This window comes from Streptomyces sp. NPDC002790 (assembly GCF_040295505.1).
Classification (GTDB): domain Bacteria; phylum Actinomycetota; class Actinomycetes; order Streptomycetales; family Streptomycetaceae; genus Streptomyces.
Window position 1 is genome coordinate 12,543 of record NZ_JBEOVM010000004.1, and the last position, 11,725, is coordinate 24,267.

Here is an 11,725-nt window from a genome sequence, read left to right on the forward strand (position 1 = left end):
ATGCGCGTTGCAACGGCCTCGGTGGTGCTCGCGCGAGGGAGAGAGTCGTGATCGAGCGGGACGCGATCTTCATCGACGGCAAGTGGGTCGAGTCGGCGGGCACCGGGGTGCTCACCGTCGTCAACCCGGCGACCGAGGAGCCGATCGCTACGGTGCCACGGGGCCACACCACCGACGTCGACCGTGCGGCGCAGGCCGCCGCCAAGGCGTTCGAGACCTGGTCGCGTACCTCGCTGGAGGAGCGGACCGCGGTGATTACCCGCATCGCCGACATCCTTGAAGCGAAGGCCGAGGAGCTGGCGCGGTCGACCGTACGGGAGATCGGCACGCCGATCGCGCTGGCGCGCAGTTCGCATGTCGCCACGCCCATCAACGACTTGCGCATCGCGGCGGCGGCCATCAAGGACGTCCTCTGGGAGGAGCGCTTCGACAACACCATCGTCCGGCGCATCCCGGCGGGTGTGGCCGGAGCGATCACCCCGTGGAACGGTCCCATGCGGATGATCACGCTGAAGGCGGGCGCCGCCCTCGCGGCGGGCTGCACCATGGTGCTCAAGGGGACTGAGGTCGCGCCGCTGAGCTCGTTCGTCTTCGCCGAGGCGGCCGCCGAAGCAGGCCTGCCGGACGGTGTGTTCAATGTCGTCAGTGGCCCTGGCCCGGAGATCGGTGAAGCGATCGCGACCCACCCGCTGATCGACCTCGTCTCGCTCACGGGCTCGGTGCGCGCCGGTAGCCGCGTGATGGAGCTCGCCTCCCGGTCCGTCAAGCGCGTGGCCCTTGAGCTCGGCGGCAAGTCCGCCAACATCATCCTTGAGGATGCCAACCTGGAGAAGGCGATCACGGACGGGCTCACCGACGCCTTCCGCAACGCGGGCCAGGTCTGCGGCGGCCTCTCGCGCACGCTCGTGCCACGCTCGCGCCTCGCCGAGGCCGAGGAGATCGCCGCGGCCAAGGCCGCGACGTTCGTCATGGGCGACCCCTTCGACGAGGCGACGACCCTCGGCCCCGTGGTCTCCGACGCCCAGCGCGAGCGCGTCCGCGGCTACATCCGGACGGGCATCGACGAGGGGATGAAGCTGGTCACCGGCGGCCCCGAGGCACCCGACCACCTCGACCGCGGCTACTACGTGCGGCCGACCGTCTTCAGCGGCACCAACCAGGACACGCTGGCGCGGCAGGAGGTCTTCGGCCCCGTAAACGTCATCATCCCGTACGAGGACGCGGACGACGCTGTCGCGATCGCAAACGACTCCGACTACGGCCTCGCGGGCGGCGTCTGGTCCGCCGACCCCGAGCGGGCCCGCGGGATCGGACGACGCATCCGCACCGGACGCGTGCGCATCAATGGCGCCCCCATCGACATGCGCGCTCCGCACGGTGGTCTCAAACTCTCGGGCGTCGGCCGCGAGATGGGCCGGTACGGCATCGAGGAGTACCTCGAGTACCAGTCCCTCATCAGCTGAAAACCCATGAGCACGGACCAACATCCTTGAAAGGAGCGAGTGTTGATAACCGCACAGGCCCGGGCCATGGCCGGTCCGAGCGACCCGTTCAGCACTGTCACCATCGAGCGCCGTGACGTCGGTCCGACGGACGTCCTCATCGACATCGCCTACGCCGGTGTCTGTCACAGCGACGTCCACCATGCCCGCGCCGAGTTCGGGCACACCCGCTACCCGATCGTCCCGGGCCACGAGATCGCCGGGATCGTCCGCGAAATCGGCGCCGAGGTCACCGGACTTGCCATCGGCGACCATGTCGGCATCGGTTGCCTGGTCGACTCCTGTCGGGAGTGCGCGGTGTGCCGGGCGGGCCAGGAGTCGTACTGCCGCCGCGGCAAGGTGCTGACCTACAACGGGGTCGGCCGGGACGGTCAGGTCACGCTCGGCGGATACAGCGAACGCACCGTGGCCGATCAGCGATTCGTTGCCCGCATCCCGGACTCACTGCCGCTGAAGGCCGCCGCACCTCTGATGTGTGCCGGCATCACGATGTACCAGCCGTTGCGTTTGTGGGGCGCGGGGCCCGGCAAGCGGGTCGGCATCCTGGGCTTCGGCGGGCTCGGCCACATCGGAGTACAGATCTCGCACGCCCTCGGCGCGCACACGACGGTCCTCGAACTCACGGAGGACCGGCGCGCCGACGCCGAACGGCTCGGTGCGGACGCATTCCGTACGACCGGTGACCTGGCGGCGATGAAGGACTCGTTCGACCTCATCGTGTCGACGGTCCCCTCGAACTTCGACCTCACCGCCCACCTCGATCTGCTCGACTTCGACGGTACGTTCGTCAACCTCGGTGTCCCCGAGGAGCCGCTGCGGATCGACCCGTACACCCTGCTGACCAACCGGCGGAAGCTGGTCGGCTCGATGAGCGGTGGCATGCCCGAGACGCAGGAGATGCTCAACTTCTGCGCCGAGCACGGGATCACGGCCCAGGTGGAGGTGATCGCGGCGAAGGAACTGGATACGGCGTACGACCGGCTGACGGCGGGCGACGTGCGGTACCGGTTCGTGCTCGACACCGCGACGATCGCCGCGACCTGACCGTTGTGACACCAATGGCGACCGGCCCGGCACACCTCGTGAGGGGTGTGCCGGGCCGGCTGTCGTTCGGGGTACTACTTGTCCCGCTCGGCGGCGAGCTTGTCGATCAGTGTGTCGGCGTAGCGGACGAGAAGCGCGGAGGTCGCCGGGTCGGCCCGGCCCTCGTGGGGCATTCGGGACGTCTCCTCGCGGTACTTGCGTACAAGTCCGACGGCCTTGGTGAACGCCTCCCGCCGGACAGCGCGATCTCCGTGCCGGTGCGCTGTGTAGCCCTCTGCAGCAGCGGTGACAGCGCGGTCGAGAGTGGCGAGCAATGGCGCACCGTTGCGGAAGTAGTAGAGCTGCGTGTGGTCGCGGAGGATACTGATCGAGGGATTGGTCGTGAAGTCCCCGATACTGGTGATCAGTGGTCCGGTGGCCAGGCCGGTGCCGACGATCGACGCCCGGACCTGTTCCGCGAGAACAGTCGCGTCCTCCTTCAGCAGGAAACCGTCCCTGACGTTGCGGAGCAGTCCCTTCACGACGGCAGCGACGTAGTCGTCGTGAGCCGGGTAGAGCTTCCGCAATGTCGCATCGTCGAACGGGACATGAGTTCCGACCAAGTGATTGGCGCAGGATGTGGTGCCCCGGTCCGTCGCCACCGGCACGTCGAAGGTGGCCAGGCGGATCCCGCCCAGGCCGTTCGCGTGCTCGTCGCGGACCAGGCCCGGGGGAGTGGTGGTGAACTCGGGCAGCGGTGAGTGGGCGGGTGGCACTCCGTCGGTGATCCAGCGGACCATCGCGGCCATGGCGGCGGAAACGACGTGATGGGACTGGACACGGCTCAGACCCGGCAGATCGCAGTCGGCTGGCGCGGGCTGCTGGTCGCCGAGGTCGCGGGCCGTGGTTGCCGCGCCCGCGAGGCTGCTTTGGAGGTCGCCGTGGGTGGTGCCCGACATCCACCAGGTACGGAACCGGTCGGTGTCCGGCTGGCGGGCGGTGTTCTGTGTCCACTCGTCGTACATGCCGACGAAGTCGGTCTCGGACAGGACCTTCATCACCGGGATGTCCAGAGCGGGGCGCACCTGGCGGCCGGCGATGAGCGGCATCACTCCATCAGCGATCGGGGCCCGGGGATGCACGGCGTTGAGGTACACACCGAGATGTACGGCGGAGCGGGAATGGCCGCCGGCGATGACATGCCGCACCGGCATGGTGCCCATGACACGTGGGACGGCCTTCACCGCCTTCATGGCCTGCGCGAAGATGTCGTACGAGAGTTGGTCGTCATGACGGATCGGGTCGACCTCCGTCGCACCGCTGATCAGGACGAGCGGGATGTCGAGCGACGCGTACCGCTCCGGGCTCCAGTGTTTGAGGCCGTGCGGGTCCGCGTGCACGCCCCACTGGTTCGCCGCGACCCCCACGTAGCCGTAGCCCTCGCGGATGAGGAACTCGTGGTTGCGCTGCCACCAGATCGGCACCTCGTAATTGGCGGTGGTGTTGGTCCACTCGACGAACACGGTGCCGTTGAACTTGGCGGGGTCGGCGGGGCGGTGGATCACCATCCGGGTCGTGTACGGATGCGTCGACACCACTCTGTCGGCGGTGGGCAGGGGCGGGTCGTTCTTGACTGTCGGGACCGGGAGGTCGTACGAGTTCGCCGAACCCGAGAAGAAGAACTCCTCCAGTACGTACCCGCGCCCCGCCAGGTCGACATCAGTCGCCAAGAAAGGGTAGTTGCGTCCGGGGCTGCCCGGAGCGTCAAAGGGGATGGGGCCCTTCACCGAGGGCGTGAGTACCCTCGCCCCGCGTCTGTGGGCGCTGGGACCGTCGGCGACGGCCACCGACGCTACCGACAGGGGCACGCCCAGGGCCGCGAAGGCCATTCCCGACGAGGCCATGAGGACGGAGCGCCGGGAGTGCGTCGGGTGCGGGCCTGCTGGTGGAGATTCAGGAGTGGACGATTCCGATGAGGGCATGTGGTCCTTCCTCTGTGAATGACCAGTGCGGGGCGGTTCCGCCGGTGGCCGGTGCTGTGCGCGCCGCCGCGGCCTCGCCTACGAGCCCGTCGCGGCGCGGGCGTCTACTGGGGTTTCTCCTGCGGTGAGTTCCGCGGCGAGAGCGTGCTTGTCGACCTTCTCCGAGCCGAGAGCGGGAAGCTCGTGGGTCTGGAAGCGCCAGCGCGTCGGCACCGCGAAGGACGCCAGGACCGAACGCAGTGCGCCGGCGGCGTACTCGTCGAGGTCCGGTCTGGCGGAAGTGGCTTCGTCGACGACTACGACCGCGGCCACCTCCTCGCCCAGATCGGCGTGTGGAAGGCCGAGCACCGCCGCGTCGAGAACGCCCTCGACTCCGACGAGCGCGCGCTCGACCGCGAGCGGGGCGATGTTCTCGCCACCTCGAAGGATGAGGTCCTTGCTGCGTCCGGTCACCCACAGGTAGCCGTCCTCGTCCAGGTGGCCCAGATCGCCGGTGTGCAGCCAACCCTCGGCATCGATCGGGCCGTCGGGCTCCCCGAAGTACCCGAGCATCTGCGAGGCCGCGCGGACCAGTACCTCACCGTCGCCACTCGCCGACCGCTCGCCGAAGGTGATCTCGACGGTGGGCAGCGGAATCCCGCAGACTCCGGGGCGGTCACGTGTGTCACGGCCGGTGGCAGCCGTGGCCTGGCCGCCGTTCTCGGTCAGCCCGTAGCCGGTGGCGATCCGCGCCTGCACGGACGGCAGTTCGTCGCGGATGCGTTGATACAGCGTGGGGTGTGCGGGTGCCGCGCCGAGCGTCAGGGACCGCAGACTGCCGAGGTCGACGGGGCGCTCCGCCCGGGCGTCGAGCAGCCTGCCGACCATCGTCGGGACGGCGCTCCATCGCGTCACTCCGTGCGCGGCGATGAGGTCCATCGCACCCGCGGGGTCGAACCGGCCTTCCGGGAAAACGAGCGTCTCGCCGACGACCACGGAGCGCACCAAGGTCTGCACACCGCCGACGTGGAACAGCGGCGCAGTATGCAGGGCGACGCTCGCAGGGGTGGCCCCGAGGTCCTGGGGGAGACGTTTGGTGACGGCCAGCAGCGCGTGCAGGCCCGAAATGATCGAGCGGTGCGACAGCACCACGGCCTTGGGGAATCCGGTGCTGCCCGAGGTGAACAGGATCAGCGCCGGTTCGTTCTCATCGTCGCCCTCGGCGCGCTCCGGTAGTGGCTCGTCGATGATCGCCGGCGTCGACCAGGGGGCGGTGACGGTACCGGCGAGCAGTTTCCGCGCCAGGCGGGAGTCGGCCAGTGCCGCCTGGGGCTGCAACTGGTCGAAGGCGTGCTTGATCTCACGCGTGCTCCACCAGGAGTTGACCAGCACGGGAACGGCTCCCAGCCACCAGACCGCCCACACGTTGACCACCCAGTCGGGCCCGTTCCACCCCAGCAGCGCGACCCTGTCACCGGGACCGATCCCCTGCTGCCGGAGCACGGCCGCCTTGCGCTGGACCGCCTCTCGCAACTCGCCGAAGTCGAGGCGCACATCGCCCTGTACGGCATGAATGCGGTCGGCCCAGCGCTCGGCATGGTCGAGGAGTGATGCCACACGTCGCGTGCGCGGATCGTACAGGCGATACGGCACGCCGCCTGCCCGTTCGACCACGATCTCGCGCCCCCAGGGTGCGACGTTGTCGTCCATCCGTGTCTCTCCAGCCCTCACGAATCACCTCATGCATCAACGGAAGTCGCGACGTTCGACCACGAGCGGGTCATGGCTCGGGACGACCTCGCAGCCCAGCTTCTCGATCAGGTCGAGGCTGTTCTTGTACGCCACGATGTCCGTGAAGAAGCCGGACGGGATGTGGTCGTTCTCCGCGTCGCCCTCCCAGTTCTCGTAGAGGTCGATGCAGTCGCCGGCCAACAGGTAGCGCGTCGTTCCGGTCTCGACGACGACGCCCTGCGATCCGGGCGTGTGCCCGGGGAGATGTACCACCGAAATGCCGGGCGCGATCTCGGCGTTGCCGTCGATCGCGTCGATCCTGTCCTCGGCACGACGCCACGCGGCGCTCAGATCCGGCAGGTGCTCGAACTGGCGACGGTGCCACGGCACCGGATCGCTCGCGTAGTCGATCTCGCGCTGCTGGATGACGATCCGGGCGTTCGGGAACAGGTGGTTGTTCGAGCTGTGGTCCCAATGCAGGTGGGTGTTGATGACGACACCGACGTCCCCGGGATCCACGCCCAACTCCCTGAGTGCCGCTTCCGGGTGTTCCTCGGGGGACTGCTCCATCCTGATCCCGTGGTGTGTCACGGCACGGTCGAAGTCGGCGCCGGTGTCGACGATCACTGGGGCGCCGGCGCCCTGGATCACGAACATGATGAGCGGGATGTCGAGGGTCTCGCCCCATCCCCGTGTGTACGTGAGCGACGGCTTGTGCAGTCCGAAGACGCGGCCGACGGACAAGGCGGTGATGGTGGTGGGTGTCATGCGGTCTCTCCTGCGTGCAGCGGCGGCTCGGTGAGTTCACGGTGGCGGGTCTCGCGCAGGGCGAGCGTGCAGAGCAGACCGACGAGGCAGTACACGGCGAGGAAGACGCCGAAGACGAGGCTGCCGAATCCGTCGATCAGGGTCGCCGCCACCAGCGGCGGTACGGCTCCGCCGAGCACCCCGGCCAGGCTGTAGGACAGCCCGGCGGCGGTGTAGCGGTAGCGGGTGTGGAAGAGCTCGGACAGGAACGATCCAGCGACACCGAATCCGACACCGGCGATCAGGAATGTCACCGACATGCCGATCCAGAAGGCGCCGATCGCGCCGGTGTCCAGAACCGGGAACAGGGCCAACGCCCATGGGATGCCCGCGATGTTGGCGATGAGCAGGACCCTCCGACGTCCGAAGCGATCGGTCAGGATACCGCCCGCGATGATGGCCAGGCAGTTCAGCAGATTGCCGAACATGCCGGCGCCGAGCACCTGAGGTCGCGGCAGATCCAGTGTGGCGGTGCCGTAGTTGGTGAGGAACGCGATGCCGATGTAGCCGAGCGAGAAGGCCATCACCAACGAGCCCGCGCCGAGCAGGATTTCCTTCCACTGATTGACGACCGCGTCCTTGAACGGCAGGCCGTCGCTGTCCGGCCGGGGGCGCTTGGCCTGCGCCTCGAAGGCGGGTGTCTCCTCGATCCGCAGCCGGATGAAGAGGCCCACGGCGACGAGCAGGAAGCTGAGCACGAACGGCAGGCGCCAGCCCCAGGAGGCGAATGTCTCGTCGCTCATGTACAGGCCCGTGATCAGGAACGTACCCAGTGCGAGGATGTTGGCGAACGCGCCGCCGAGGTTGGTGAACATCGCCCAGAAGCCTCGACGGCCCTGCGGCGAGTGTTCGGAGGTGAACAGCGCGGCACCCGCCCACTCGCCACCGGCTGCGAGTCCTTGGGCGATCCGCAGCACGACGAGCGCGATGGGCGCGGCGACGCCGATGGCGGCCGCGGTGGGCAGCAGGCCGATCAGCACGGTGGCCGCGCCCATGATCGACATGGTGGCGATGAGGGTGCGTTTGCGCCCGAGGCGGTCGCCGAAGTGCCCGAACACGATGGAGCCCACCGGCCGGGCGACGAAGGCGACGCCGAGGGTCGCGTACGAGACGACGGTGCCCGCGTGCTCGCCGAGGGCGGGGAAGAACGTATCGGCGAAGACCAGCGCTGCGGCGGTGGCGTAGATGCCGAAGTCATAGAACTCGATGACGGTGCCCATGAAGCTGGCCGCGGCCACCTTGCGCATCTTCACCGGCTTCTGGTCCGTCGACGCGGACGGTTCAAGACTTTGTGTGGCCATCGGACCGACTCCTCGAATGCTCGTCATTGAGAGCGAGGTGGGTGGAAGGGCGGCGCATCCGTGGTTCATGGCGGTTCGTATATGGGAACTGTAATGTGGATTTAGGAACCACTGGCGGGAACTTAACCGCGCCGGTGGGTGGTGGTCAATACTTCGCGCGACCCCGGAGGTCGCGACGACCGGGGGCTGGAGGCGTTGACAGTCCGCCTCCGGCGCGTTTCATAATGGCGGTCGAGTGTTCTGAAATAGGAACTATTGATTCGCCCGGTGATGGCGTCCGCGTCATATGGCGCCACGTTTCTGGAAGGTTTGGCGACAGCGATGTCCGCACCTACGACCGTCTGGCCCCGACAGCTGCACCAGGGCGACGAGCCCATCCCCATGCTCATCGACGGGGAGTGGACGTGTCCTACGACGGCCACAACCCCGGTGTTCGACCCCAGTACGGGGGAGGCCGTCGCGGCCGTCCCCGACGGCGGCGCGGAGGTCGTCGACGCGGCGGTGGCGGCAGCCCGCCGCGCTTTCGAAGAGAGCCGGTGGCGCGGCCTGTCCGGTGCCGACCGCGGCGCCGTGCTCTGGCGTGTGAGCGACCTCATGCGCGAGCGCGCCGACGACCTCGCACGCCTTGAGAGCCTCAACCTTGGTCTGCCGGTCGGCCAGGCAAAGAGCATGGTCCTCGAGGCCGCCTCCCAGTTCCGCTACTACGCGGGGTGGGCGGACAAGATCCACGGCCGCACCGTCGACCTCGGCCCCGCGGACCGCCGCGTCCAGGGGTACACCCTGCGCGAGCCGGTCGGGGTGGCCGGGCTCATCACACCGTGGAACGCCCCGTTGAGCATGGCGGCCAAGAAGCTCGCGCCCGCGCTGGCGGCCGGCTGTTCCTGTGTGCTGAAGCCCGCCGAGGAGACGCCGCTGACCTCCCTCTGGCTCGGACAGTTGCTGCTAGAGGCCGGCGTCCCGGCCGGGGTCGTCAACGTCGTCACGGGAGTTGGTGAGCGCGCCGGTGCCGCGCTCACCGAACACCCGGACGTCGACACGGTGTCGTTCACCGGGTCGACTGAGGTTGGCCGCCTCATCGTGCAAGCGGCCACCGGCAACATGAAGAAGCTGTCGCTCGAACTCGGCGGCAAGTCCCCGGTCATCGTGTTCGGCGACGCCGACCTCAAGGCGGCCATCCCCGGAGCGGCCTCGGCCGTCTTCTGGAACTCCGGCCAGGTCTGCGCCGCCGGTACCCGGCTGTTCGTCCACGAGTCCGTGTTCGACGAGGTAGTGCGTGGCGTGGCGGAGATCGGCGCCGCGATGCGCCTCGGCGCAGGATCCGACCCCACCGCGGAACTCGGCCCGCTCATCTCGCAGAAGCAGCTCGACCGGGTGTCGGGATACGTCGGCCGTGGTGTCTCGGACGGTGCCCGGATCGTCAGTGGCGGCAAGCGGGTCGGGGAGGAGGGCTTCTTCTTCGAGCCCACCGTCCTGGTCGATGTCGACCAGTCGATGACCGTCATGCGCGAGGAGATCTTCGGCCCGGTGCTCGGCATCATGCCGTTCTCCGACACCGACGAGGCTGTCGCGCTGGCCAACGACAGCTCGTACGGGCTCGCCTCCAGCGTGTGGACCCGTGACGGCGCGCTGGCCCACTCGGTGGCGCGTCGGCTGCGGGCGGGTCGCGTCGGCATCAACGTGCACCGTGCGGGCGGGGCGTACATGCCTGCCGGTGGCTACCGGCAGTCGGGCTGGGGCAGGGAGAGCGGCCCGGAGGCGCTGGAGAACTACCTGGAGACCAAGTCGGTGGTGTCTCAGCTGGCCTGAGCACGGCACGCGAAGCGGCGGCGGGTGCATGGCACCCGCCGCCGCTTTCGTCATGGAGACCGTAAGGCGTGGTCAGTCGAGATGGCCCTCGGCCCGCAGCACGCCCTCCGCCACCTTGAAGGCCTCTCCGGCGGCGGGAAGGCCGCAGTACACCGCGGTCTGGAGCAGGATTTCCTTGATCTCGTCGACTGTCGCCCCGTTGCGGAGGGCGCCCTCGACGTGATGGGCGAGCTGTGCGGGTCGGCCCAGCGCGGTGAGCACCGAGAGGTTGATGATGCTGCGGGTCTTGCGGTCGATGCCGTCACGGGCCCAGATTCGGCCGAAGCAGACATCCTCGGAGTAGTCCTGGATGACGTCGTTGAAGCTGTTGCGGTTCTGGTCCTTCTTCTCCACGTAGCCGTCGCCCATGAGCTCGTTCATGATCCGGCGGCCGGTGGCCTTGGTGTTCGCGGCGTCAGCGGTGTCCATGTGCCGTCTCCTCGTGGTGAGTTGCTCGCGGTCAGGGAAGGTGCGTGTTTCAGCCGCGGTCGAGAACGGCCTGGACCTCTTCGGGGGTGAGCTTGATCGTGACGCCTGCGCGCTCGTTCTGGAGGAGCAGCGGAGTCTGCGAGTCACGGTTTCCCCAGCCGCGGTCGAGGGCCTCCTTGAAGTCCTCCTCGACCAGCCGTGCGGCGCGCATGGGGACGTCGAACTCGTCGGCCAGCTCCAGTGCCAGGCGGAGGTCCTTGTTCGCCAGTCCGAGGGCGAACGACGGCGGGTCGAAGGCCTCCTGGAGGTATCGGTCGCCGACCCGGTCGAAGGTCCGGGCCCTGCCGATGGCGCCCTGGCGCAGCGCGTGCCACAGGGCGTCGGGCTCGACGCCGGCCTTGACCCCCATGGTGAAGACCTCGGAGATGCCGGAACGGATGATCATGCTGGCGCAGTTGTGCACCAGCTTGGCCGTGTTGCCGGCGCCGATCTCGCCCACGTACAGGATCTGGTCGCCGATGGCATCGAGAACCGATCCCGCGCGGTCGAACGCTTCGCGATCCCCGCCCACGTAGATGGCGAGCTTGCCGGAACTGGCACCCTTGGGGCCACCGCTCACCGGGGCGTCGAAGAGTTCCACGTCGTGCTTGCGGCACTCCTCGTGGACCTCGCGCACCACCGTGGGGGAGTTGGTGGTCAGATCGAACCATGTGCTGCCGGGCTTGAGGGCGCTCAACAGTCCTCCGTCACCGAGGCCGAGTTCCCGCATCTCCACGGGGCCCGGCAGGGACGTGAACACCACGTCGACCGAGCCCGCGAGTTCGGCGACGGAGTCCGCCCAGGTCGCACCGGCCTCCTCGAGCGGTGTGCCGCTCGACCGGTTGAGGTCGTGCACGACGAGGTCGTGCCCCGCTCGTCGCAGGTTGAGAGCCATGCCCCGGCCCATGGTGCCGAGTCCGATGAAACCGAGCTTCATGGTTGTCCTTTCGTCGCTGAACGGACAGTGGCGGCGTCGTCGTGAGCCGCGGCCACCCACCCAGATATGGATCGTAATAGCGAACTAGTGACCATATGGGCGAATGAACGCTAAGGCTCGGGTGTCCGGGTGTCAACGCCGTCGCGGGCT

The 11,725-nt window shown here is 68.4% G+C and carries 9 protein-coding genes; 3 read left to right on the top strand and 6 right to left on the bottom strand.

The features are described 5' to 3' along the window. Nucleotides 1-47 precede the first annotated feature (47 nt). Both ABT004_RS03640 and ABT004_RS03645 read left to right on the top strand, forming a co-directional pair. Nucleotides 48-1,463 (top strand): aldehyde dehydrogenase family protein, encoded by a 1,416-nt coding sequence (locus ABT004_RS03640; RefSeq protein WP_351331189.1) that lies wholly within the window; start codon nucleotides 48-50, stop codon nucleotides 1,461-1,463. A 42-nt stretch (nucleotides 1,464-1,505) separates the two neighbouring features. Continuing rightward, nucleotides 1,506-2,546, top strand: coding sequence for an NAD(P)-dependent alcohol dehydrogenase (locus ABT004_RS03645; protein ID WP_351331190.1), 1,041 nt, complete (start codon nucleotides 1,506-1,508; stop codon nucleotides 2,544-2,546). 74 nt (nucleotides 2,547-2,620) lie between these two features. Here the strand turns inward: ABT004_RS03645 and ABT004_RS03650 are convergent, their stop codons facing one another. The 4 genes from ABT004_RS03650 to ABT004_RS03665 form a co-directional block, all read right to left on the bottom strand. Next, nucleotides 2,621-4,507, bottom strand: coding sequence for an alpha/beta hydrolase domain-containing protein (locus ABT004_RS03650; protein ID WP_351331191.1), 1,887 nt, complete (start codon nucleotides 4,505-4,507; stop codon nucleotides 2,621-2,623). Nucleotides 4,508-4,585: 78 nt separating this feature from the next. Next, nucleotides 4,586-6,196, bottom strand: coding sequence for a class I adenylate-forming enzyme family protein (locus ABT004_RS03655; protein ID WP_351331192.1), 1,611 nt, complete (start codon nucleotides 6,194-6,196; stop codon nucleotides 4,586-4,588). A 36-nt stretch (nucleotides 6,197-6,232) separates the two neighbouring features. Then, the gene (locus ABT004_RS03660; protein WP_351331193.1) at nucleotides 6,233-6,985 is read right to left on the bottom strand and encodes an N-acyl homoserine lactonase family protein; all 753 of its coding nucleotides are present in this window, start codon (nucleotides 6,983-6,985) and stop codon (nucleotides 6,233-6,235) included. Then, nucleotides 6,982-8,325 (bottom strand): MFS transporter, encoded by a 1,344-nt coding sequence (locus ABT004_RS03665; RefSeq protein WP_351331194.1) that lies wholly within the window; start codon nucleotides 8,323-8,325, stop codon nucleotides 6,982-6,984. The genes ABT004_RS03660 and ABT004_RS03665 overlap by 4 nt, the downstream gene beginning before the upstream one ends. 321 nt (nucleotides 8,326-8,646) lie before the next feature. Between ABT004_RS03665 and ABT004_RS03670 the strand changes: the two genes are divergently transcribed. Continuing rightward, the gene (locus ABT004_RS03670; RefSeq protein ID WP_351331195.1) at nucleotides 8,647-10,131 is read left to right on the top strand and encodes an aldehyde dehydrogenase family protein; all 1,485 of its coding nucleotides are present in this window, start codon (nucleotides 8,647-8,649) and stop codon (nucleotides 10,129-10,131) included. A 72-nt stretch (nucleotides 10,132-10,203) separates the two neighbouring features. Here ABT004_RS03670 and ABT004_RS03675 read toward each other — a convergent pair whose 3' ends face one another. Both ABT004_RS03675 and ABT004_RS03680 read right to left on the bottom strand, forming a co-directional pair. Beyond that, a complete protein-coding gene (locus ABT004_RS03675) occupies nucleotides 10,204-10,599 on the bottom strand; it encodes a carboxymuconolactone decarboxylase family protein (protein WP_351331196.1) in 396 nt (131 codons plus the stop codon). Between the two features lie 49 nt (nucleotides 10,600-10,648). Further along, complete coding sequence (locus ABT004_RS03680; RefSeq protein WP_351331197.1) at nucleotides 10,649-11,635, bottom strand: NAD(P)-dependent oxidoreductase; 987 nt, start codon at nucleotides 11,633-11,635, stop codon at nucleotides 10,649-10,651. Between the last annotated feature and the right edge of the window lie 90 nt (nucleotides 11,636-11,725).

Excerpts from the sequence above, each read along its gene's own strand:
- ABT004_RS03650 (WP_351331191.1), bottom strand. The coding sequence starts at position 4,507 with ATGCCCTCATCGGAATCGTCCACTCCTGAATCTCCACCAGCAGGCCCG.
- ABT004_RS03655 (WP_351331192.1), bottom strand. The coding sequence starts at position 6,196 with ATGGACGACAACGTCGCACCCTGGGGGCGCGAGATCGTGGTCGAACGG.
- ABT004_RS03660 (WP_351331193.1), bottom strand. The coding sequence starts at position 6,985 with ATGACACCCACCACCATCACCGCCTTGTCCGTCGGCCGCGTCTTCGGA.
- ABT004_RS03665 (WP_351331194.1), bottom strand. The coding sequence starts at position 8,325 with ATGGCCACACAAAGTCTTGAACCGTCCGCGTCGACGGACCAGAAGCCG.
- ABT004_RS03670 (WP_351331195.1), top strand. The coding sequence starts at position 8,647 with ATGTCCGCACCTACGACCGTCTGGCCCCGACAGCTGCACCAGGGCGAC.
- ABT004_RS03675 (WP_351331196.1), bottom strand. The coding sequence starts at position 10,599 with ATGGACACCGCTGACGCCGCGAACACCAAGGCCACCGGCCGCCGGATC.